This window comes from Bacillus sp. FJAT-27445 (assembly GCF_001510665.1).
Lineage (GTDB): Bacteria > Bacillota > Bacilli > Bacillales > Cytobacillaceae > Bacillus_D.
In genome coordinates this window covers 126,986-149,833 of sequence record NZ_LMTI01000006.1, presented here as the reverse complement: position 1 = coordinate 149,833, position 22,848 = coordinate 126,986, and the positions used below count along the sequence as shown (strand labels likewise).

General features: G+C 46.1%; 19 protein-coding genes. 3 read left to right on the top strand and 16 right to left on the bottom strand.

Annotation, left to right across the window (positions count from 1 at the left end):
• Positions 1-111: 111 nt before the first annotated feature.
• On the bottom strand, positions 112-1,020 hold the full coding sequence (locus AR337_RS18170; RefSeq protein WP_059173452.1) for a nuclease-related domain-containing protein: 909 nt from the start codon (positions 1,018-1,020) through the stop codon (positions 112-114).
• A 245-nt stretch (positions 1,021-1,265) separates the two neighbouring features.
• On the opposite strand from AR337_RS18170, the gene AR337_RS18165 reads away from it, so the two are divergent.
• Positions 1,266-2,309: an SEC-C domain-containing protein gene (locus tag AR337_RS18165; protein ID WP_059173451.1), complete on the top strand. Its 1,044-nt coding sequence runs from the start codon at positions 1,266-1,268 to the stop codon at positions 2,307-2,309.
• Between the two features lie 150 nt (positions 2,310-2,459).
• On the opposite strand, the gene AR337_RS18160 is transcribed toward AR337_RS18165, so the two are convergent.
• The 9 genes from AR337_RS18160 to AR337_RS18120 form a co-directional block, all read right to left on the bottom strand.
• A complete protein-coding gene (locus AR337_RS18160) occupies positions 2,460-3,626 on the bottom strand; it encodes an iron-containing alcohol dehydrogenase (protein WP_156424470.1) in 1,167 nt (388 codons plus the stop codon).
• Between the two features lie 136 nt (positions 3,627-3,762).
• Entirely contained in the window at positions 3,763-5,271 is a 1,509-nt protein-coding gene (larC, locus tag AR337_RS18155; RefSeq protein WP_059173449.1) for a nickel pincer cofactor biosynthesis protein LarC, read from the bottom strand.
• Entirely contained in the window at positions 5,268-5,954 is a 687-nt protein-coding gene (gene larB / locus AR337_RS18150; protein ID WP_059173448.1) for a nickel pincer cofactor biosynthesis protein LarB, read from the bottom strand. The genes larC and larB overlap by 4 nt, the downstream gene beginning before the upstream one ends.
• Positions 5,955-6,024: 70 nt before the next feature.
• Positions 6,025-6,837, bottom strand: coding sequence for an ATP-dependent sacrificial sulfur transferase LarE (larE, locus tag AR337_RS18145; protein WP_059173694.1), 813 nt, complete (start codon positions 6,835-6,837; stop codon positions 6,025-6,027).
• Between the two features lie 16 nt (positions 6,838-6,853).
• Positions 6,854-7,822 (bottom strand): 4-hydroxythreonine-4-phosphate dehydrogenase PdxA, encoded by a 969-nt coding sequence (gene pdxA, locus AR337_RS18140; protein ID WP_059173693.1) that lies wholly within the window; start codon positions 7,820-7,822, stop codon positions 6,854-6,856.
• Positions 7,823-7,842: 20 nt separating this feature from the next.
• Positions 7,843-9,108, bottom strand: a complete 1,266-nt coding sequence (locus tag AR337_RS18135) for a four-carbon acid sugar kinase family protein (protein ID WP_059173447.1) — start codon at positions 9,106-9,108, stop codon at positions 7,843-7,845.
• Between the two features lie 13 nt (positions 9,109-9,121).
• Positions 9,122-10,384 carry a nickel-dependent lactate racemase gene (gene larA / locus AR337_RS18130; RefSeq protein WP_059173446.1) on the bottom strand — a complete coding sequence of 421 codons (1,263 nt, stop codon included), beginning with the start codon at positions 10,382-10,384 and terminating at the stop codon, positions 9,122-9,124.
• A 148-nt stretch (positions 10,385-10,532) separates the two neighbouring features.
• Complete coding sequence (locus tag AR337_RS18125) at positions 10,533-11,645, bottom strand: 2-keto-3-deoxygluconate permease (RefSeq protein WP_059173445.1); 1,113 nt, start codon at positions 11,643-11,645, stop codon at positions 10,533-10,535.
• Positions 11,646-11,661: 16 nt separating this feature from the next.
• On the bottom strand, positions 11,662-12,807 hold the full coding sequence (locus AR337_RS18120) for a glycerate kinase (RefSeq protein WP_059173444.1): 1,146 nt from the start codon (positions 12,805-12,807) through the stop codon (positions 11,662-11,664).
• Between the two features lie 146 nt (positions 12,808-12,953).
• Here AR337_RS18120 and AR337_RS18115 point away from each other — a divergent pair, with 146 nt between their 5' ends.
• On the top strand, positions 12,954-14,060 hold the full coding sequence (locus AR337_RS18115) for a sugar diacid recognition domain-containing protein (protein WP_059173443.1): 1,107 nt from the start codon (positions 12,954-12,956) through the stop codon (positions 14,058-14,060).
• Between the two features lie 104 nt (positions 14,061-14,164).
• Here AR337_RS18115 and AR337_RS18110 read toward each other — a convergent pair whose 3' ends face one another.
• On the bottom strand, positions 14,165-14,506 hold the full coding sequence (locus tag AR337_RS18110; RefSeq protein WP_059173442.1) for a hypothetical protein: 342 nt from the start codon (positions 14,504-14,506) through the stop codon (positions 14,165-14,167).
• Positions 14,507-14,809: 303 nt separating this feature from the next.
• Here AR337_RS18110 and AR337_RS18105 point away from each other — a divergent pair, with 303 nt between their 5' ends.
• Complete coding sequence (locus tag AR337_RS18105) at positions 14,810-15,826, top strand: hypothetical protein (RefSeq protein WP_059173441.1); 1,017 nt, start codon at positions 14,810-14,812, stop codon at positions 15,824-15,826.
• Between the two features lie 495 nt (positions 15,827-16,321).
• Here the strand turns inward: AR337_RS18105 and ebgA are convergent, their stop codons facing one another.
• From ebgA to AR337_RS23650, 5 genes are all read right to left on the bottom strand, one after another.
• A complete protein-coding gene (gene ebgA, locus AR337_RS18100) occupies positions 16,322-19,384 on the bottom strand; it encodes a beta-galactosidase subunit alpha (RefSeq protein ID WP_059173440.1) in 3,063 nt (1,020 codons plus the stop codon).
• A gap of 19 nt (positions 19,385-19,403) precedes the next feature.
• The gene (locus AR337_RS18095) at positions 19,404-20,234 is read right to left on the bottom strand and encodes a carbohydrate ABC transporter permease (protein ID WP_059173439.1); all 831 of its coding nucleotides are present in this window, start codon (positions 20,232-20,234) and stop codon (positions 19,404-19,406) included.
• Complete coding sequence (locus AR337_RS18090) at positions 20,231-21,157, bottom strand: carbohydrate ABC transporter permease (RefSeq protein WP_082687057.1); 927 nt, start codon at positions 21,155-21,157, stop codon at positions 20,231-20,233. Before AR337_RS18090 ends, AR337_RS18095 begins: the two co-directional genes overlap by 4 nt.
• A 74-nt stretch (positions 21,158-21,231) precedes the next feature.
• On the bottom strand, positions 21,232-22,524 hold the full coding sequence (locus AR337_RS18085; RefSeq protein ID WP_059173438.1) for an ABC transporter substrate-binding protein: 1,293 nt from the start codon (positions 22,522-22,524) through the stop codon (positions 21,232-21,234).
• The gene (locus AR337_RS23650) at positions 22,521-22,802 is read right to left on the bottom strand and encodes a hypothetical protein (protein WP_216637395.1); all 282 of its coding nucleotides are present in this window, start codon (positions 22,800-22,802) and stop codon (positions 22,521-22,523) included. Before AR337_RS23650 ends, AR337_RS18085 begins: the two co-directional genes overlap by 4 nt.
• Between the last annotated feature and the right edge of the window lie 46 nt (positions 22,803-22,848).

The following is a 22,848-nucleotide window of genomic DNA, read 5'->3' as shown; positions in this document are numbered from 1 at the left end:
TTGCTTGTCACATATCCTGGCTTATTCTGACAACCCAACTCGATTTTACCCTTTGCTTGTCATAAATAAAGGGCTATCATATTAAGCGCCATCGGTGTGCCCGCCTTCCTATTATACATAGTAAGTATTCTTAGTTTTCCCCACTGCATTAAAGTGCCTTTGCAGCGCCCTTAAATAAGTACGGCTGCTGAAGTCAACCTGGCACCAGTCCATAATGCTCCGGGTAGTCATTATTCGTTCAGGAAAGAGCAAACTAAACTCTTTAGTACTCCTTACAATCGCAGTCTCAATCTTTTCCTGGCAGCCGCAATTACCGCAAATCAAAAATTCCTTATTGAAAGTAGTCATTCTAGAAAGGCAAATTCCACAAAATATCCCTTTCTTTATCCCTTCATACGTGAACGCCGGCAATTTGGAGTATCGGCTGCCATCTTTGTTAGATGTTAGAAGGATATTAGCCAGTTTCTTATGGCCATCATGCAATTTGGAGGGCCGGCTATCCAATTCGGCCATGAACCGGTTTACTTGGGTCGGAAGAATAATAGATGTGTCTTCGGGAGCATTGTATAAGGTGAATTCAGGATGGCTGAAGACCAGAGTGGATCGAACGAGGAAATTCATCTTGTTCTCGCGGAGGTATTGATTGAAAAGATTATTGCTTCTGTTAAGCTGCTCGAAAGGATTCTTGCATTTATGGCCTGTCTGCCTCGTATAAATTTCGCCATCCTTCCATACATAATCGCCCTTGTAATACTTCACATCAATCGCGTCAATGATCCCCTCGGAAATAATAGTCGAATCGATTTGAAAATTAGAGCGGTTCGCCTCGAGCAACAAATCATTCAAAATATACCTTTCTTCCTTAAGTTTTGCCGAAAGCTTGTCGAACGCCACCTCCCCCTCGAACCCCGCTTCCAGATTCGACAAATAAAACTTTTCACTTTCAGACAGGTCCATGCGCGCATTCAAATAGCGCATGCAACGCAGATCCGCTGATTCCGTTCGTTCTTTCAGTATCATAAAATTCCACTTCCTTTCACGTTTTCTAACCTCAATTTTACAGAATCCCATTATGGAACAACCAAATGAATGTGAATAATCCGTTAACATTCTCGTTGTTCTTTTTAAAATAAAAAACCCGCAGACTTAAAAAACACCAGACTAAGAAACATACTCCAATGATTGCCAGCCGGGAACTGCCCATCCTATATTTCCTTTATGATATGATAGATTAGTTACAAAGCAAGTGAAAGGATGAGCAAGTAGTGTCAACGATAGGCCGAAATGAAAAGTGCCCATGCGGGAGTGGCAAGAAGTACAAGAAATGCTGCGCCAAGGGAGCGGTTGTGCAATTGGACGAGCTGCTCGACAGGGAATTGAAAGAGATCCAAGCCGATATGATTAGATATACATGGGATCGCTATGAAAACGAAATTGAAGATTATTTACAGGAGCATTACGATAACCACCCGGTTCCGGACGAAGCGGTCGAGGTGTTTGAATTTTGTGCCCTTACCTGGTTTGCCACGTCCCTTTCCAAAAATGGAAAAACGGTCATGGATGAATACATAGACTCTTATTCAAAAACCATCACTAGGCCAAAGGTAAAAATGATGGCCGAGGCTTGGAAAAACAGTTACCTTTCTGTCTTCCGGGCAGTCAGCTTGGAGAATGGCAAGTCCCTAACAGTTGAAGATATTTTTACAAAAGAAACTTCCGAGGTAAAATTACTCGATCAGGACTATGTACCGGAACAAGGGGACCTCATTCTTGCAACTGTCCTTCTTTCAGAGCCGGCAGTCTTTTTTGGGACCTTTTTCAACATCCCTGCAGCCTTTGGGGAGGAAGTTGAAAGAGAAATACTCGCATTATATGAAGACACCGGAAATGGGAATCCAAAATCCTTCATGCAAGATTCCTTTCTTGTCGCCCTTGATTGCTTTATGTTTCCGGAATCTGTCACCCTTATGGACGGTTGGGATTGGCCTTCGCAAAAGCATCGTGAAGTTGCGGAAGCATACCAGGAATACATGGAAGAACATGATGGTTCAAAGACGTTGGTTAACCTTGGCCTAACACTTTGGTCCCAATACAGTAATAAGGAAAAACCTACGATTCGGAACCCTCAAATCTATACAGCCGCGCTCATTTATTTGATTCTGTCACAGAGTCAGGCTTCTGTTTCAATTTCTCAAAAGCAACTGGCTGAAACTTTTGGAACTTCTGCCGGCAGCATCTCAAACAAATACAGGGATATGAAAAAAGCCCTCGAGAACGAACTCCAGGAGATTGAGGAAATAACCACTTAAGCATAAAGCAAGTGAATCTGAAGTTTTGCACAATCAAAAGGCGCAACCGGAGATATTTTTACAACTCCGTGTTGTGCCTTTTTTTGCATGCAGGAAAGAACTCCATCAACTGAGAAACATTAAAGATAGAGGCTTGAACCCCTGGCGAATTTACCTAAGCAATTTCCGATAAATATCTTCTATTTCACTAATAGTTAACGACTTGGGATTATTGTTTAACAACCGGGTTACCTTTGATGCAGACTCGGCCAATTGGGAAATATCATCTTCCTTGATCCCATATGCATTTAAATCTTGAGGAATATTCAATACATTTGTCCATACAATGATTTGTTCTACAACTTTCTCGGCAAGTTTTTCCCGTGATTCCTGGACACTGTAAATTCCCATAGCTTTACTTACTTCAACTAGCTTGTCGGTAATCGCATCCATATTAAATTCCATAACATGTGGCAATAACATTGAATTTGCCTCACCATGTGGAATATTAAACTTTCCGCCCAGTGGATAAGCCAAAGCGTGCACAGCAGCTGTTCCCGCACTGGTTAATGCCATGCCGCCATACATTGATCCCAAGAGCATTTTTTGTCTCGCTTCTATAGATGAACCATTATGATAAGCTTCTACTATACTTGAAGATATAAGCCTTATTGATTCAAGGGCAAACATATCACTCAGTGGATTTGCCTTATTTGAGATAAAGGATTCAAGAGAATGGGTAAATGCATCCATTCCTGTTGCTGCAGTAATCTTCTTCGGAAGGCTTAAGGTTAAAATTGGATCAAGTATAACAAGCTTAGGAAGAAAAAACTTACTTACGATCCCCACTTTCAACTCTTCTTCAGGCACAGTTACGATGGAATTAGGGGTGACCTCTGAACCCGTTCCTGAAGTAGAAGGGATTAGGATTGTCGGAATCCCCTCTTTTTCAATTTGAGTCCCACTCAAAAGGCCACGAACTGAAGCATCGTTTGTTTTTAAAACAGAGAGAAGTTTTGTGGCATCCAGTGCACTGCCACCGCCAATCCCAATGATTAAATCAAACTCCTGTTCAGCTATTTCTTCATAGATATCCTCAATATTTTGGACAGTTGGCTCTGGCATAACGGAATTTATTGTAAAAGTCTTGATTCCTTTAGCCGATAATTGGCTTTCTACTTTATCGATAAAACCTAATCTTATAAGAGATGGCTGGGCAATAATAAGTGCAGTTTCGATTTTTTTCCCGATAAGATGAAGGTTCTCTGAAAGCTTCTCAAGGGAATACGCTCCACAGACAATATGGTTCGCAGTATAAAATTGAAATAAATTAGTGATAACAATCCACTCCGTCCCAATTAATTCAATAGTCATGGAAAAGGCCGGCAGTTTTCGTGAAACCCACTGGCTGCCGGCCTTTGTCTCTTTAATTAATCCTCCATTGTCGTTTTTTTCGATCCAATCCCATTATAGTTCAGTTATCAATCTTGTTAGCCTGCATAAATGCGGCTGTCTGGGCGGCACGATACACTTCCATAAATCCTATGCCACACGCAATTGCCACTTTCCTAACCTCCTCATATTCAGGGACGGCTTTGTAAATTTCCTTACCCGAGAAGCCGATTTTAACCTTTAGGCTTCCATAAGGAGTTTCGACAGTCTGGAAACGGCGCTGCAAAATGCTTCTCATCCATTCTTTCTTTCGCACACCGAATGTACTGGTTTCCCGGAGGAGAAGCCCCTCTATTTTTTCGGAATCTAAGGGTTTGGCTAAAACTGTAAGCAAGACACCTGGCCGGCTCTTTTTCATCGTCACAGGCGTAAAAAACACATCCAAAGCCCCATTCGCCAATAGCCTATCCATCGTAAACCCAAGCATTTCCCCTGTCATATCATCGACCTGGCATTCGAGGACAACGATCGTTTCCCTTTGGGTGCTAGTTTCCGCATCAAAAAGGAAAGCCCGTAGGACATTGGGGTGAGCAAAATTCTTTTTCCCTGCCCCATAGCCAATTTTTCTCACTGGAAGTCCTGGAAGGTGGCCAAATTCGCTGGCAAGAGCCTTCAGGAATCCGGCCCCTGTCGGTGTTGTCAGCTCTCCTTTAGCCTGGAAATCAGATAGCGGGATATCCGTCAAAATCTCTGATGTCGCCGGTGCCGGAACGGGGTAGAGACCGTGGGCAATCATGATTTTTCCATACCCGGTTGGAACCGGAGCCGCAATGACTTTATCTATGCCAAGGCTCTCGAGCGCCAAGCAGACGCCAATGATGTCAATGATTGAGTCCATTGCTCCGACCTCATGAAAATGTACATCCTCCGGACTCATCCCATGGATTTTCCCCTCTGCTTCGGCAATCACTTGGAAAACCGCGGTGCTTCTGTCCTTAACCCGCTGTGGCAGGGTGCTTTCCTGAATCATCTCAAGAATAGACGAAGCCTTCCGGTGGAAATGCCCGTGTGAACTTGCTTCATCGTGATGGTGCGAATGGGCGTGGTTGTGGTCATGCGAATGCCCATGCCCATGATCGTGCAAAAGTTCATGTTCATGATTGTGGTTGTGTTCATGTTTATGGTTTTGTTCATGTTCATGGCTGTGGCTGTGTTTATGTTCATGATTATGGCTGTGTCCATATTCATGATTGTGGCTGTGTTCATGTTCATGATTGTGGCTGTGTTCATGCTCATGATTGTGGCTGTGTTTATGTCCATGATGGTCCAGCCCGTGTTCAGAATCGTGTTCATTTCCATGTTCTTTATTATGCCCATGGCCCACTTCATTCCCATGTGCAAACCGGAGATCTAGCAGTTTAGCAGAAATGCCGTTTTTGTTCACCTGCCTGACATTCATTTCAAACTCATCAATAGGGAGTTTTTTCAGGTGGGCAACTATATAGTCCACATCCGCCCCCAGGTCAATCAGGGCGGACAATGTCATGTCACCGGAAATGCCATAGCCGCAATCCAAATATAGGATCTTCATTCCCTCACCCCCTTAGTGTCGGAAGCAAGCTTTAAAATTAGAGCGGCCTGGTAGGCAGCCCCGAAACCATTGTCGATGTTGACAACACTCATCCCCGATGCACATGAGGTCAACATGCCCAAAAGCGGTGTCAGCCCCTGCAGATGGGCACCGTATCCAATCGAAGTAGGTACGGCAATGACCGGTCGGCTTACCAGTCCTCCAACTACGCTCGGCAAGGCACCCTCCATGCCGGCGACAACAATTAACACGCTCGCCCCGGTGATTTGTTCACGATAGGCAAGGAGCCTGTCGAGCCCCGCAACGCCGACATCATAGAGGCGAGTAACGCTACACCCCATCCATTCAGCCGTAAGTGCAGCTTCTTCCGCAACAGGCAAATCCGATGTTCCGGCGCACAGGATCATTAGTTCTCCTTCAAATCGACGGGAAGTCGACCCATAGAGCATGATTTTTGAGACAGGATCATACGTTGCTTCAGGAAATAGTGGCAGCAAGTCATTCGCCTTTTCCTGCGACAGCCTTGTCACCATACCTTTCCCATGGTTTTGGATCAGCCTGTCCAGGATTGCCTGGATTTGGGCTGACGTTTTCCCCTCACCAAAAATTACTTCCGGGAAACCTGTCCGGTTCTCCCTGTCGATATCTACTTTACTAAAACCCAAATCTTCGAAACTTTCCATACCGTCACCTGCCAGTTCCCCAATATGTAGATGCCTTTTTATTAGAAGGCTTGTTGGTATGTCCGCCAACCTATTTTTCAGACTTGGCCAGGACCTTATTCATGCTGCCGCTTTTATAACCAGCTAAATCCAGGGTCACATACATATATCCAAGTTCCCTAAGCTTTGCAGTAATATGGCCATGATGTTCCAACAGAACAGGCATGTCCTGCAATTCTACTTCAATCCTTGCAATCTCCCCATGGGTACGAACCCTTACCTGTCGGATACCAAGCTTTCGGATTGCCTGTTCCGATTGGTCAATTCTCGTCAGTTTCTCGATTGTTATCTGTTCCCCGTAAGCAATCCTGGAGGACAAGCAGGCAAACGAAGGCTTATTCCAAGTCGGGAGCCCGAATTCCTGGGAAAGTTCGCGGATTTCTTCCTTATATAAGTCGGCTTCCTGCAGCGGCCCGCGGACATTGTATTCCCTCGCAGCCTTAATGCCTGGCCTGTGGTCTCCCATATCGTCGGCAATTAGGCCGAATGCAATATTTTTATAGTTTTGCTCCTTCATAATCGGCAGGATATGCTCAAAGAGGCTTTTTTTGCAAAAATAACATCTGTTCGGGGTGTTTTCGGCATAACCCGGAATTGCCAGCTCCGAAGTATGGATTACTTCATGGCGGGCACCTAGCAACCTGGCCAGCCTTTGCGCCTCCTCAAGCTCCTCGAATGGATAAGTCTCACTGTCAGCAATCACCGCAAGGACCTTTTCCGGCCCCAGTGTATCAAGTGCAGCTTTTAAAAGGAACGTGCTGTCCACACCACCAGAAAAGGCAATGACGATTGTCTCCATTTCAGTTAAAATCGACTGGAGTTTTTTGTACTTTTTCTCAAGCAACACTTTGTACACCTCATTATGTTCGTTTTGGGGCAAGAGCGACCGCTTGCCGGAGCGCTTCCATTAGGCTATCCTCGCTCGCAATCCCTTTTCCCGCAATATCAAAGGCAGTTCCGTGATCGACACTGGTACGTATAATCGGCAGCCCAACTGTAATGTTGACACCCGCTTCAAGCCCGAGGACCTTAATCGGAGCATGGCCCTGGTCATGGTACATTGCAACGATGATGTCAAAATCGCCTCGTGTCGCTCTGAAAAAAAGCGTATCGGCAGGCAGTGGCCCGAAGACTTCGATTCCTTCCCGAACAGCCTTGTCAACCGCCGGGACAATCTTATCCTCTTCCTCACCATTCCCAAACAAACCATTCTCTCCCGCATGCGGATTGATGCCGCAGACCGCAATTTTAGGATTGATAATTCCCGCCTTCTTAAGCGTTTCATGCGCCAGTTTAATAACTTTGAATACTCTTTCGGGGTTAATGAGCTCAACCGCTTTTAGTAGCCCGACATGCGTCGTTACGTGAATAACCCTTAAATTCGGGGCAGTCAGCATCATCGCAAAGTCTTTTGTACCGGTCAATTCAGCAAGGATTTCAGTATGCCCGGGAAAAAGATGGCCGCCCAGATGGAGCGCCTCCTTATTCAATGGGGCAGTGCAAATTGCATCAATTTTGTCCTGCTTTGCTAGGGATATCCCTTTTTCCAAATATCTGAACGCAGCATTACCTGCTTCCTTGGATACTTTTCCAACGGGAATGTCCGCATGCAACAGGTGTAAATCTATACAATCGACCGTACCGTGCTGAAAGGCGGCTTCAACAGGATCCGCAATCGAATTCACTTTAACATCAGACCCAATAAAACCGGCGGCCCTTTCCAAAATTGATGTATCTCCAATAACAAGAGGACGGCTAATTTCATAGGTTTCCTTACGGCCAAGGGCCTTCAAAATAATTTCCGGTCCGATTCCGGCAGCATCGCCCATTGTGATGGCTACGACTGGCTTCACGTTTCCTCATCCCCTTTCAGAAGCTTTAACGCGCTGAGGAGCGATTGGTCCGAGCCAAAGGCACCTGCTTTGGTTACGGCAGGGAGTCCGAACGCACCCAACAACCTTGAGACAGGAAGCCCACGCTCGGCTTCACCAAACAGTTCCATCCCCTGAACACCCAGTTTTTTGGCGATTGCTTTTGCCGTGTCCCCGCCCGTCATGACCACGCCACCAAGGCTGTGGGTTTGGATGGCAGCGGAAGCAATCTCCCCAAGCGCGTCGGCAATGATGTATGGGATGTCGGCCGACCTGGAAACGGGTACTCCTACACCGGTTTCGACATGGAGCACTACATCCTTCCCTTTTGAAAGAAAGGCTTGAAGCTCTGACCGGCAACGGGCAATTTCAGCTATCCGGCTTCCCTCATCAAGCAATGCTTCCGGCACAAGCAGGACTGATACCGTATTAGAAAAGTCCAGGATATGCTCCACTTGGCGTTTGGCTACACCGGAACGGCTGCCGCACACAACGAAGATAGGACCCTTCCCGGAAGATTCCAGCATGGTAGACAGGGCCATTGATTGTCTGCCTCCAGAAGATAATGCTTCCGCAAGGCCCGCAGACCCAACCCAAGCCACCCTAAACGGCAGGTCCTTAAGATTCCTTACTACTTCACGCAAGTCATCACTACTGGCCGCATCAAAGACAAGGAGCAACTTATTTTCTGCGACAAACTCATTGATGACGGCTTCAACCGCTCCCGGACCTTCCGCAAAAACTCCAGTTGGAAAAAGTGCAGCGTCCCTTTTAGACTGGCTAGAGAGAAGCTTGATAATGTTTGCTTCTTTTACCGGGGTTTTTGGATCATTCGCAATTTCTGTATCATTAACGGGTACCCCGTTTAAATAATGGATACCTTTCTCAGTAGTCCGCCCAAGCTCAGGAAAGGCAGGTGCGATAACAGCAATGTCTAATTGGAGCCTATCCATCAGCGCGTCTACTTCGCTGCCAATATTGCCGCGGAGCGTTGAATCGATCTTTTTATAAAGAAGTGTGTACGGGACGGACTCAATTTGTTCTGCTATCCGATCAACAGATTGGTATGCTTCGTCTTTCGGCAAGGCCCTGCTGTTAGTATCGAAAATGATCACTTCGGATTGCATGCCGGTCGGTATGGTCCCATCCAGGCTGACAACCGACTTGAGGCCCTTTTGGGTAAATTGGACCCCAGAATCGCATGCTCCGGTAAGGTCATCTGCAATGAGTACAATTTTGTTCATGGATTATCACCAATCATTCTTCCACATACGGAATTGTAAGCGGACCAAGCGGAAGGACAGCGACAGTGATGTCTCTACCGTGGAGTTGCTTCAATTCCTCAAGTGTCTGCTCGATGTTTTTTGTCGGCTTTAGCATGGCGCCCTTTACTTGCTCGTCAGTCAATGTGGAATACACATACACATCTGCCCATACCTGGATGACAGCCTGCTTTTGTACCTGCCACTGGTCGAACATTTTGAACTCGGGATCGCTGATTAAATCAAGTAATCCTTGCGGGCTGTCCGCCAGTCCGAAGATTTTCGAATAATTTCCGTGGTCCGGCAGGCCATCAGAACATTCGGAAGCGACGATAATTGCCCCGCCCTTTTTTACGATTTTCTGTGCCGCGCTCATCCCCTTAACGGCCTGGTACATATTCTGGTCGAGTGGGTAGCCGGAATTAGAGGTTATGACAACATCGAATCTTTCTTCACAGCGGACCATCGCATGCTCTTTTACAAAGGCGCAGCCCTGGTCATGGGCCTCGTACAATTCACCGGCAAATACGTTGGTAATCGCCTTTTCCTTGTTTAGTGTCACGTTCAGCATAAAATGAGGCTTACACATGGTATTGATTTCTCTCGTCATATCCTGAACAGGGTTGTTCACCATATTTCCCCACGTGGATTGAGGATCCCCAATCATCCTGGCGTTATGGAAGGTCATGATTGTTTCAATGCCGGCAATCCCTGGCATAATCCCTTTAGGCCCGCCCGAAAATCCGGCAAAGAAGTGAGGTTCGATGAAACCGGTAACAATTCTGAAATCGGCTTCCACATAGTCCTTATTCAAATAAACATCACAGCCGAACCGACTGTGGCCAACTTTTACGAGAGTCTCCTTATCATGGCAGTTATTATTAATGATCCGGATGTTCTCAACGACCCATTCGCCCAGCATTTGGACAAACTCTTCCCTAGTCTGATCTCGGTGCGTTCCAGTTCCATTAATAACCACAAAGTTTTCGAGCGGTACATGGTTCAATTCCTCAATCAAGAAGGGTACGAGGATATGATTTGGGGTCGGCCTTGTAATATCGCTAATGACAATTGCAACCTTATCGGTAGATTTGACACTTTCTTTCAAGGATGGCGAACCAATTGGGTTACGCATCGCATTCCTTAAAGCCTCCTCGTAATCTTCCAAAGCCGGGAGGTCATTCGGTTCGACAATAAAAGAATGGTCTGGCACCTCGATTTCCAGTCCACTCTGCCCGTACAACAACGTCGTATTCATTTCAATCCCTCACTTTTTAAGTGTAAAAGACTTTTGGCCACAGATAAGTTCATACCGTCTCACCCATTTCTACCACATTATAACAGAATGGTTATGAGACAACCCCTGGGATTGCTCCCAGGGGACAGTTTTAAATCTATCAATCTTGTTATGCAATTACCTTTTCTGCACCTGAACTTTCTACTGAATCTTCGAGCTGCCCATTTATGCCGCGTCTTCGTTGGTAGCGGTCAATCATGATGACTGCAATTGGACAAAGAATTGCTGTGGTGAGGACCGCGATGGAAATCTGAGCGGTTGCCATGTTCGCGATGCTCGCAAATTTCGCCGCCTCTGCTGCGCTCATCATGCCGGAACTCGCAGCAACCGCTGCTGCAGCGGCAATCGCAGCAGGTGTGCCTACCGCATTGCCGGCTGTCGATGCCTCAGCCCACGGGGCAATATGACTTTTTTCTTTGAAAAGTTTGAACACAAGCATTCCAGTTCCACCTGTCAGGATAGTTGTCAAAATGCCTAGCGTCAGGCCGGCAGCGACTACGGATGGGTTGAAGAAGTTTGCAAAGTTCATGCCCGCTCCAAGGGCGAAAGCAAAAAATGGTACAGGTAGAATTTCACCTGGTTTCAGGAATTCACGAATATCGGAATCGAGATTCCCCAGAATCATCCCAATTGCAATTGGCAGCAGAACAGCGATGAAGGCGATGACTGGGAATTGCGAACCCATTAGCCCAAGTGACATTAGCGTAAAAAACGGACCGTCATTTAAGGACAAAACTGCAACGGCGCCGACATCTGAACGGTTCCCATACTGCCCGGTCAAGGCAGCGTACATCCCGCCGTTCCCGTTCGTCATCGCGGCAATGATGGCCATAGTCGACAATCCTAGGAAGCCATTAAACGGATCGAAGAAATAACCGAACAACAACCCAATGATTAGACCAGTCAAGTACTTGGAGGTCGTTAAAATAGCACCTTTTTTAAGTGCCTTCCCGCCGACATGGAAATTCATCTGGCTCCCCGCACAAAATAGGAACAAGGCAATCAGGGTCAGAGCGCCATTTTTAAACAACTGCTCCGAAAAGCCGCCGATGCGAAGAAATTCATAATTGCCATCAGCTGTCTGAGCTACCCCTAGGCCTTTCAGGAAGTCCATGATTAACGGTATATGAAGCTGGTCAATCGTGTTCAGGAATGCCCCTAGCATCAACGGCACAACCATTAACCCACCAGGAACCTTTTCAATCGTTTTCTTGATTTTCATCGTTTTTCCCCCACTTTTAATTTGTTTTTGATGAACGATAAAAAAATGACCGGACTACTTGCTCTGAAGCAAATTCTGTCAATTCCCTGGCTGATTGTATTGCCTCTTGTAATTCCAATGGCCTTGTTATAATACTGTGGACACTCACAACTCCATACTCATATAGCTCTTCAATTCCGGTCCCGACCGACCCTGCGAGGATGATAGTCGGGACTCCCTGCAAGGTAGCGGCCTGGGCCACTCCCATTGGGGTTTTTCCTGAAACTGTCTGAAAATCGACTCTCCCTTCCCCTGTAATGACAAGATCTGCCCCTTTCACCCTTTCAGTGAGCCCTGTATACTCAATGACGACATCAATGCCGCGCTTCATCCTGGCAGGAAAAAAAGCCAGAAACGCTCCCCCAATACCTCCGGCAGCCCCAGCTCCCGGCATGTCATGAAGTTGAACGCCTGTTGTCCTTTCGACGACATTGGCGAAGTTGCGCAGGCAATTATCGAGAAGTTCCACATCGGCTGGCGCTGCACCCTTTTGCGGGCCAAAAACATAGGATGCCCCCTCCGGACCAGTGAAAGGGTTCTGCACATCGGAGGCAATCAAAAACTCGCATTCTTGTATTCTGGAATCGAACCCGGTAGAATCAATAGTAGCAACTCTAATGAGTTCAGTCCCCCCGTGTCCGACCTCCTGCCCATTCCTGTCGAGCAGTTTCAGCCCGAGCGCCTGGAGCATGCCTGCCCCACCATCATTAGTTGCCGAGCCTCCCAACGCAAGGATGAATGATTTATATCCGTCATCGAGCGCCTGCTTTATCAATTGGCCTGTCCCGTACGTCGTCGCTTTCAAAGGATTCAATTCTGGCTCTGGGACCAGCGAAAGGCCAGATGCTTTAGCCATCTCAATTACGCAGGTTTGCCCATTTCCAAGCACGCCGTACTCCCCTGCCACTTCGGCACCCAATGGTCCTGTCACATTCACTGGGACAATAGTTCCATCTGTTGCAGCAATCAGGGTTTCCAGCGTTCCCTCTCCGCCATCGGCGACAGGAAGTTTAATTGTTTCCGCCTCGGGAAACGCCCGCAAAAGACCTGCTTCAATTGCTTTCGCAGCTTCTACTGAACTCATGCTTCCTTTGAATGAATCTGGCGCAATAACAATTTTCATAGCATCCTCCGTGGTAAGCGTTTTCAATATTCTTACTATTATTATACTGCGTCATTCGACAAGAAACATCGTTTGTAACAGCTAAGAATTAACTAAATTTTCACTTAATTTTTGTGTAGAACAACTAAATTTTCTTAGGAGGACCCATGTTAACCAAAGAAATTGCGTCGATAATCGTAAAAGAAACATCCGTCCGATTAAACAGGAACATCAATATCATGGATGACAATGGGGTGATAATTGCCTCCGGGACCAGTTCTCGGGTTGGTGATATTCATGAAGGTGCCCTTGCCGTTCTGCGGACAGGCGAAACTGTTTCTCTTACTAAGGAAGAGATAGAAAACTGGAAAGGAGCCCAGCCGGGTATCAATATACCAATCCAATTTCAGGAGCGTGTAGTCGGAGTTATTGGGATAACGGGGAGTCCAGAAGAACTACAGGAATTTGCTGGACTGGTCAAAATGACGACTGAGCTGCTGATTAAGCAGGAATTTATATCCTCACAATTGGAGTGGAAGCAGCGGACAAAAGAGAGGATCATCGAGGAGTTGTTGAAAATCCCCCCTTCCCTTGCCCATGTGGATCGCGGACTGGCTTTGCTTGGGATTCATTTTGAACCCCCGTTTACAGCCTGTGTCATCGAAATAAACGAACGCAATATTTCAAACAAGGCACTTCTCAAAAGAGCTGAACACTTAATAAGTGATCAAGAGGGAATTATAAGCTTTATCAATATCAATCGCATGTTCATTGCCTTTCAGAAAGTGTCCACTGCCGATATAGAACGGAAGGTGGAGAAAATTACAGCTGAACTGGAGAATATGGAAGTTTCTTGCCGATTGTCTTACAGCACTCCCTTCCAAAACTTAACAGAGTTCAATACCGCTTATCTTGACTGCGACCTGGCTCTTGACATTTCCAGCAAAGGAGAAAAAATCATCCCTTTTTCGAAAGTGGAATCAAAAGCCCTGATTTTTAAGACAGAACTGGCGGAGGCTGATAAATTTTCCAAAAGGCTGATGAGCAAGCCATTAGAAAAATACGCCGATACCCTTCAAGCCTTTTTTGAACACAACCTGAATATACAGGCAACCGCTGAAGCTATGTTCCTCCACCGGAACACGCTCATCTACAGGCTTTCCAGGATCCAGGAAGAAACAGGCTTTGACCCAAAAATCTTTCATGACGCCCTTACACTCCAGCTCGCCCTCTGGACAACTGAAAAAATCAAAAAAGTCGAAACCGGCCGTTGAAAGAATTCTCTGCTCCCGCCACGTGGCGATTAAACCCACCGGGACGGTTCTTCTGGCATTTATAAGCCATCCGAACCGTCCCCATGGCCCACCCCCATGGTCCACTACCATATCAAAATCTCATTATCAAAGCGTAACATCGCCGCTTCCATTCCCATTGAATCAGCTTCCTGCAGAGGTATCTCAAGCCTGTCATCATTATCGAAAACCAACTTGATTTTCCACTCCTCCAGTTCGGACCGTTTCACCTTTCGGTTAATAAATGAGCATAACGAATCCCGGTAACCCGGAACCGTACTGTCAACTCTCTGTCCGGTCACAAAAAGTTGCGGCATAACATAGGCGGTAAGCATACCGCTGCCCCGATCCCCCTCAAAGAAAAACTGTAAATAATCACGCATAAATATAACAGAACTTACCTCAGCTTCTTCCAACTCGCGAATCATCCCAATTCCCCCAAAGATTGTACTATATTTCTATCTTTCCCGGTCACAGCCAATGTAAGCTGTAAAAAATTGAACACTTTGCGACATTCGAATACAGGGGGATAAGCCGTCTCCTTCTGGAAGCAGCGAGGCAGGGGACGTTTCTGACTCCCGAAAGAAGTAGCAGAACCGTTCCCTGCCCTATCAGTTCACCTAGCGATTCCTTCCAGAAGACCTTTGATCGTGAGACTCCATCCGTGTTCCTCCCTTTTACCGACTATGCTAAACTTGGACTATATCAAATAGATATGGAAGGTGAAGGCGATGGCTAAATTAATGATCAATCCGTTACTGGTTAGTGTGGCTACAGGCAGAAAATTGGAGGCGATTTCCCAAACCCCTAATATTTCAGAACTTCCAGGTGAATCTGCAGCTTTAATTGCAAAAAACTCGAATGAGATACAGCCGCTCCTGTCAAAAAATATTGAAGCATTAATCTGCCGAAACTGTGGCAAAAAAGCAAAATACGATATTGGCACAATGGCATTCAACCTGAAGAAATATAGACCTGAAGAGAAAGATAATCTGGATTTTGTCCAATTAACCGGCTACTTTCGCTGCATCCAGTGCAATTCAGGAGGACCATGGGATTATTCCGATACTTTCAAGATGAGGATGACTTTCGGGTTAGCCGCGGCACTGGGAGGCGATAACAAGGATTATCTTTTTGCAGAAAATAGGCTTTTTGATGGAAGTTCCCACCAATATGCAACTGACAGCGAGGAATATTTGCTAAATAAAATCCTGCATAAAGAAGACAGCTATTTATGGAACAGGCTCGGGAATCTATACTACAAAGGAAACAGGCCTGATTTGGCAGTATGTGCCTACGAACTGTCTCTAGAAATCGATCCCCACCAAATGGAATCGCATTACTCACTGGGAGACATCCTTACCGAAGCGGGATTTGTTCAGGAAGGTGCCGCCCATCTTCATCGCGCTTTATTAGCTGCAAGGGATTACACTAAATTAGAAGCACGCACTTTGCGGGATATCCTGGCAGCAGCTCTGAATAAATTAGCACTCATTTCATTGCACACAAATGACGAAGTGCCAATGCTCCCTCCCGCTCAATTGCGAAACGAATACATCGGCGACACCTCAAATGAGGAAACATCCAAGAAACAAAGAGATTTAGATTTCGACTTGGAAATCGACCAACTCGAAACCTTCTATCCTCTTGCAGAACTATACATGGGGAAACAACTGCGGCAGATCAAGCCCAAAAAAATCCATCAACTCCCCAGCAAAAAGAAAAAGAAAAAGTCCCATAAAAGATAGAAGCAGGGGACGGTTCCGCTTTATCTGACAACCAAACCGGATTTTCGCCTACTCGGCTAAATCGGAAGTATTGCACAATCAAAAAGCACAAGCGGAAATCCTCCGTGTTGTGCCTTTTGTTTTTTCACAGGCAGGTTTTTTCGGGAAAATCGGCCCATACACCAGGCCCGCCTTTCGGCAAACTGACACCAAATACCCCACCATTCGCTATCCCTCGCCGACCAAAAGAAAAACAAAGAAGCCCCCGTTACAACCGCGGCAGCGATTGTAACGGGGGCTCAATCATTTAGGCACGAATTATTGAAAACTGTTCGATGTTTCCCTACTTATCAAATTGGAACAATAGATCCTTCCCCTGCTCCAATAGAAACACATTATAATAGAAGAAACTCGCGCTACTTACAAAGTGAGGCAACGGATACGTCCCCTGCTTCACTTACAAAGTGAGGCAATGGACACGTCCCCTGCTTCACTGCTTCACTTCACCCACTCCAATCACCCCAACCGCCCGAGTTCGACGGCCGTGATTTCTTCTTCATTGAATAATGTCATTCGGAATGCTAGCGTGAAGTCTTCGAATGTGCACTGGTATTTTTTTAGCTGGTTTTGGCCGCAGGAGTTGCTGCCTAAACCGTTTTGCTTGTAGTCGAGATTTAGGACGACATAATCGCGGGGCTTCAAATCAATCGTATGTTTCGCATGCTCAAGGTCGCTGATTTCATACCGTGATGCACTGAAATCAAATTTATCATTGGTGGTGAAAATAACCCCGTTCTTATTTTGGCCGGTAAAGCTTACCCAATCACAGTCAGAGCGGTTGCCGTTTTCCTGCGGCTTTACATAATTGGTGAACAGCTCATCTACCGTTTTTTGATAAACGCCAAATTGATTCGCTTCTTTGGAATCGGCATAGCTTTCTCCCGGTCCTCTGCCGCGCCACTGTGCAAAGGCAAAATCCTTATTTAAGACCATTTTTACGCCGAGCCGTGGAATCATGGCTGGAGCATTTTCTTTCATACCGGAAGCAATCCCATTAATTCGGAATTCAATATCGCCGTCCGCATGAATTCTGTAGCAATAGTGAAGTTTATAATGCCAAGCACTGTTTGTTGTCCCGAACAGAGCATCCGTCTGCCACTCGAATACGCCGTCCTTTAACCCGTAATGGACCTCTTCGACGATTTCATGGCCCAAATGCATAAAGTATTTCGTTCGGTAATCTGGCAGCAAATACATATCGTTATCAATAGGCGCGCGCCAGAACTGGAATTGCGGCCCTCTTTCAAGCTGAACCTTTCCATTGCGGACAACCTCTTTGAGGGTCCCTTTTACATGATCAAAGGTTACGGAAAAGCCATTGCCGCTTACGGTTACGAACGCGCCTTCCCTATTCACGTGGAGGCCTGAGCCACCGCCTGCATGCACCTTGGGAAGCTTGTTTTTCCCCGGAAGCTCAAACGAGGCATTCGCCAGCTCATGTCCTTTTGGCGCCCATGGTGTATCCGCTTTAAGTTTGTAAGAAAAGACCACATAATACTTTGCACCGTTGATTTTTTCAAATTCCTTCAGTAAAGAGAGACGGATTTCCGCGCTTTCACGCCCGCCAGCCTCCGGAAGCTCCACTGCAAATGAGTCTAGAAGTCTATCATCCTCAAACACCGAGCAGGTTAACTCCAAATAATTCAATGCAATGAAATCATACCGGTTAATCAGGCGGAACAGCCCTTTTTCAATATCCACACACTCCGTCTGAACCGGTTCAATCACCTTTTTATACTCAAGCAGGCTTGGTGATGGCGTTCCATCCGGCATAATCAGCCCGTCAATGCAGAAATTTCCGTTGGTTGGATCATCGCCAAAATCGCCTCCGTAACGATAGTACACAGAGCCATCATCCGCAACCGTTTCAATTCCATGATCAAACCATTCCCAAATAAATCCGCCTTGAAGCTTCTCGTGTTTATAAAACAAATCCTGATATTCCTTTAAATTGCCGGGACCGTTCCCCATCGCATGGGCGTACTCACAGAGAATATGCGGCTTCTTCGATTTCTCGATGATTTTATCCATCGTCAGCCTGTCATCGTTTCGTTCCAGCCATGTATACATGGTGCTATAAACATCGGTGACTTCCGCTTCACGGTCTCCTTCATAATGGACAAGGCGGGTTGGATCCATTTCCTTCGCCAACTTTGCCATCGCCCGAAAGTTATGCCCAAAAGATGATTCATTTCCGAGCGACCACATGATAATGCAAGGATGGTTTTTGTCGCGCGCAATCATCCGTTCCATCCGCGACACATGAGCCAATTCCCACTCTGGATCATCGCTGATCCAGTCATATTTCCCAGTCAATTCAAAGCCATGGCATTCCAGATCGGTCTCATCGATTACATACATACCGTATTGGTCACAAAGATCATACAGATAATAAGCGTTTGGGTAATGGGCCGTCCGAATCGCATTAATATTGTGGCGCTTCATCGTGATAATATCACGCTCAATTTCTTCTTTTACCACAACCCGGCCCGTCTTCGGGTTATAATCATGGCGATTGACACCCTTGAGCTTAATTGCAACCCCATTGACGAGGAATGTTTCCCCGGAAACCACAATTGAACGAAAGCCGACTTGCTGGCGGATCACCTCAATCGTCTCGCCGGCCCGGTCCCTTACCGTCATATATAGATGGTAAAGGTTTGGTATTTCCGCACTCCACTTTAACGGGGCTTCAACCAAACGGCTGAAAGCTTCATCCCCCTTTTTCTCTTCCAAAAATACCCGCTCGCCGGCGGAATCGATCAGTTCATACGATATCGTCTGGCCACTATGCTCCGAAAGTTTAACAGAAACAGACAAAACCGCATCCTGATTGTCGCCGTCCAATTCGGTGTTTACGGAAAAATCATAAATTCCCGCAGTTGGCCGCGCATAAAGTTCAACATCGCGGAAAATCCCGCTTAGCCACCACATATCCTGGTCTTCTAAATACGTTCCGTCCGACCACTGAAACACCCGGACCGCTATACTGTTGCTCCCGGCGCGGCAAAGATCCGTGACATCGAATTCCGCCTGAACCCTTGCCCCCTTGCTGTATCCGGCAAACTCACCGTTTACATACACTTCATAGGCGGAATCGACCCCATGGAAGCGGAGAATGAGTTGTTCCCCGTTCAAATCCGTAGGTACCTCGAACTCCCGGCGGTAAATTCCGGTCGGGTTTTCCGTTGGCACACGCGGCGGAATAATCGGGAAATTATACCATAGATCGGAATAATGCATCTTCCCATACCCTTGCAGCTGCCAATTGCCGGGAACAGCTATCTCATCCCAGGCACTTGCATCAAATTCATCCAAAAAGAAACCTTCCGGAGAATATTCAGGCGCCTCCAGGAATAAGAACCTCCACGTACCGTTCAACTTCTGATAAAAACGGCTTGATTCCGGTTCATTCGCAACAGCTGCTTCCATATTCGGATAACTGAAGAAATGTGCCCGGGCAAGCAGCCGGTTGATTCCATCAGTCTTAATGTCTTCCCATCTCTTTAAATTTTTCATTCTTTTCTCCTTTCAAAGGCTATTCTTTTACGGACCCGCCAAGGATGCCGGAAATAAATTGTTTTTGCAGAATTAGAAAGAAAATCATAATCGGAATCGTTGATAAAGTTGTTCCGAGCATCAACTGTCCATAGTCAATACGCGCCATCCCAATTATGCTTGAAAGGGCGACAGGCAACGTAAACATTTCTTTTGAATTTAAGGTAATCAGCGGCCATAATAAACTGTTCCATTGCGACATGAATTGGAAAATGGCGACCGCTGCCAACGCTGGCCGTGTAACGGGTAAAATAACGCTAAAAAAGATTTTCAGTTCCCCAGCGCCATCCACCCTGGCTGCCTCAATTAGGGAACTTGGCACCGCTCTCATATTCTGCCTCATTAAGTAAATGGAAAAAGGCGCGGCAAGGCCAGGCAAGATGATTGCCTGATAAGTATTTAGCCAATCAAGCGACACCATCATTTCAAACATCGGAATCAGTGTCACTTGCCCTGGAATCATCAGTGAGCAAAAAATAACAAAAAAGAACGCGTTCTTTCCTTTAAATTGGAATTTCGCGAATGCATAACCTGCCATTGCACTGATCAGCGTACTCGCGAATGTGTACACAAGGGCAATAAATAGAGAGTTCCAAAAAATTCGTCCAATCCCGAGGGAATTGTTCAGCGATTGAAAGTTCTTCAAAAGATAATCACCGGGTACCAGTTTAGGCGGAAAACGAAAAATCTCTCCAGACTGAACCGTTGAACCAATCACCATCCAATAGAATGGAGCAATCGATAAAATCACGCCAATCAACAGCAAAAGATAAATGACAACTTTTTTCGGATTGTTTTTTGAATGGATCATTCTTTGAAGTCACCTACCAATTTCATCTGAATCAGAGAAATAATCGCGGTAATGAGCACAAGAACATAGGCGATGGCTGAGGCATATCCAAATTCAAAATATTTAAAGCCGACGTTATATAAATAAAGGGTAATCGTCATCGTGGCGCTGTTAGGGCCGCCATTTGTCAAAATAAACGGCTCATCGAAAAGCTGCAAAGTGCCAATCGTGGACATTACGACCGTAAAAATAAATACTGGCTTTAACTGAGGAATCGTAATCATAAAGAATTGTCTTACCTTCCCGGCGCCGTCTATACTGGCTGCTTCATATAATTCACCGGGGATGTTTTGCAGGCCGGCAAGAAAAATGACCATATTATAACCGGTCCATCTCCATGTCATAACAAGAATGACGGAAATCTTGGCCCAAAGAGGCGATGTCAGCCAGGGAATGGACTCAATCCCCAAAAATGACAGGGCATAGTTGACCAATCCAAAACGCTCGTCCAGCAAAATCATGAAGACAATCGATGCTGCAACAAGCGCGGTAATTGACGGCATGAAATAGGAGATTCGGAAAAACGCCTTTGCCTTAACCATGGAGGAATGGAGTCCGACAGCGATTAACAAGGAAGTAAATAGCATGATTGGAACCTGGATAATCAAAATTTGCGCTGTATTGGTCAAAGCTTTATAAAAAATCGGATCATGGAAAAGCCTGGTGTAGTTTGCAAATCCAACAAACGTTTTTTCCACTCCGCGTACTTCTTGAAAGCTTAAAATGAACGACGAGATGATCGGATAAACCGTGAATATCAACGTTAAGAGAAACGCAGGACCAATAAAAATATATGGGGCACTTTTAGGAGTGATAAATTTCTTTCTTGGTTTCGCCTGTAGAGCTGCGTCTGTTTTCACGGACTTTACTATCGGTAATTTCATCCCCCAGGGTCCCCTTCCTAAAAAGATTGGAAATGAGAGAAGAAACATCCCTCTCTCATTTCTAAACATTCTGATTATCTAATTTCGTTTTCTAATTGTTTTTGGGCATTTTTCAAAGCGTCTTCAACTGATTTATTTTCAAGCAATATGGCTGCCTGGGCATCGCTTGTCACTTTGCTTGCCTTAGCAAGATTTTCGTTCACATAAACGGTTGGCACCTGGTCTACAATATCAGCAAATTTTTTGAAAATCGGACTGTTATTGAAGTACTCGCTATTATCCGTGAATTGCGGCGCGTCATACGTGTCCTTCAAAGATGGGAACAGCCCGTATTTTTCAAATCCCAAAAGCTGCGCGTCTTTGTCAGTTGTAAAGAAATCCACAAACGCATAGGCGGCAGATTGGTTTTTGGTTGATGCGGGAATCAATAATGAGGAACCCCCTACGTTTGCATACCGGGTTCCGCCTTCCTCAAAGCCTGGAAGATAAAATACATCCCACTGCCCTTTCAATTCCGGCGCCTGGTCCATGATGGTTCCGGCATACCAGACCCCGTATGGAACAGTCGCGACCGATCCGTTTACAGTTGCCGTGACAATGCCATCCCAGCCATTGTTTTGCAGGACTAATCCTTTGTCATACATTTCCTTGATAAGCTTCATTGACCTAATCGCCTCAGGGGATTGCAAGTTGACTTTATTATCTTCGTTAAAATAGGACTTTCCCTGCTGCTGCATCATCATCGCAAATACGCCATCATAATTTGGAACATCGATTGGAAGCAGCTCTACACCGGTTGCGGCTTTAATTTTTTCGCCAGCGGCAATATAGTCCTCCCAAGTTTCGATCGAATTTGGATCGACATTCGCCTGTTTGAAAAGATCAACACGATAGAACACGCCGGCCGGGCCGATATCCCACGGGGCGGCAATGATGTTTCCATCAGGATCCTGGACAGCCGCAATCTTCGCCTCATTAAATAAATCTTTATGTTTGTCGTAGCCAAGCTCACTTAAATTGAGAAATCCTTGCGGAAACTGATGAATATACCCCGGAATCCGCTCATCCTCCATTAATACAACATCCGGAAGACCGGAACCGCGCGCCGCCAGGCCCACCGTCAACTTGGAGTAGAGATCATCGCTGTTAAAATCCTCTACTTTCACTTTTACATCGGGGTATTTGTCCTGAAAGCTTCTAACCGATGCTTCCAGAGTCGCCGCGGCAACGTCCCAACCCCAAACCGTAATGGTGCCTTTTGGATTTTTGCTGTCGGCGGATGCCGTTTCATCGCCGCCGGATTTATTGGAACAGGCCGCGAGCAAAAGCAGAAGCAGGACTAGCATAATGGACATGGATTTTTTCATGTTTCATTCCCCATTTTCGGTTCAATTTTTTGGTTCTTCACCACAAAAAATTGGTTATCATGAATTTGTGTTGATTTGCGCTCCAGGCACTTCGCTTTCCGCGGGCAGTCCGGGAGCCTCCTCGGCGAAACCCTTGCCTGCGGGGTCTCCCCTGGCCAGCTTTTCCCGCCAGGACGTTGAATATTCTTCCTTGAAAATGCACCGCAGGAGAAAATGCGTAGCATTTTCGAACGAGTCTTCGTGCCTTCCGCTCCAATCTTCTTATAAAAAAGTTTCATAAAAAAACCAGCACTTATGGTGAAGAACCATTTTTTTGAATCTACT

What these genes read in the sequence shown, in the direction of transcription:
- AR337_RS18170 (WP_059173452.1), bottom strand. Translation starts at nt 1,020, where the DNA reads ATGATACTGAAAGAACGAACGGAATCAGCGGATCTGCGTTGCATGCGC.
- larC (WP_059173449.1), bottom strand. Translation starts at nt 5,271, where the DNA reads ATGAAGATCCTATATTTGGATTGCGGCTATGGCATTTCCGGTGACATG.
- larB (WP_059173448.1), bottom strand. Translation starts at nt 5,954, where the DNA reads ATGGAAAGTTTCGAAGATTTGGGTTTTAGTAAAGTAGATATCGACAGG.
- pdxA (WP_059173693.1), bottom strand. Translation starts at nt 7,822, where the DNA reads ATGGGCGATGCTGCCGGAATCGGACCGGAAATTATTTTGAAGGCCCTT.
- AR337_RS18135 (WP_059173447.1), bottom strand. Translation starts at nt 9,108, where the DNA reads ATGAACAAAATTGTACTCATTGCAGATGACCTTACCGGAGCATGCGAT.
- larA (WP_059173446.1), bottom strand. Translation starts at nt 10,384, where the DNA reads ATGAATACGACGTTGTTGTACGGGCAGAGTGGACTGGAAATCGAGGTG.
- AR337_RS18125 (WP_059173445.1), bottom strand. Translation starts at nt 11,645, where the DNA reads ATGAAAATCAAGAAAACGATTGAAAAGGTTCCTGGTGGGTTAATGGTT.
- AR337_RS18120 (WP_059173444.1), bottom strand. Translation starts at nt 12,807, where the DNA reads ATGAAAATTGTTATTGCGCCAGATTCATTCAAAGGAAGCATGAGTTCA.
- AR337_RS18115 (WP_059173443.1), top strand. Translation starts at nt 12,954, where the DNA reads ATGTTAACCAAAGAAATTGCGTCGATAATCGTAAAAGAAACATCCGTC.
- AR337_RS18110 (WP_059173442.1), bottom strand. Translation starts at nt 14,506, where the DNA reads ATGATTCGCGAGTTGGAAGAAGCTGAGGTAAGTTCTGTTATATTTATG.
- AR337_RS18105 (WP_059173441.1), top strand. Translation starts at nt 14,810, where the DNA reads ATGGCTAAATTAATGATCAATCCGTTACTGGTTAGTGTGGCTACAGGC.
- ebgA (WP_059173440.1), bottom strand. Translation starts at nt 19,384, where the DNA reads ATGAAAAATTTAAAGAGATGGGAAGACATTAAGACTGATGGAATCAAC.
- AR337_RS18095 (WP_059173439.1), bottom strand. Translation starts at nt 20,234, where the DNA reads ATGATCCATTCAAAAAACAATCCGAAAAAAGTTGTCATTTATCTTTTG.
- AR337_RS18090 (WP_082687057.1), bottom strand. Translation starts at nt 21,157, where the DNA reads ATGAAATTACCGATAGTAAAGTCCGTGAAAACAGACGCAGCTCTACAG.
- AR337_RS18085 (WP_059173438.1), bottom strand. Translation starts at nt 22,524, where the DNA reads ATGAAAAAATCCATGTCCATTATGCTAGTCCTGCTTCTGCTTTTGCTC.
- AR337_RS23650 (WP_216637395.1), bottom strand. Translation starts at nt 22,802, where the DNA reads ATGAAACTTTTTTATAAGAAGATTGGAGCGGAAGGCACGAAGACTCGT.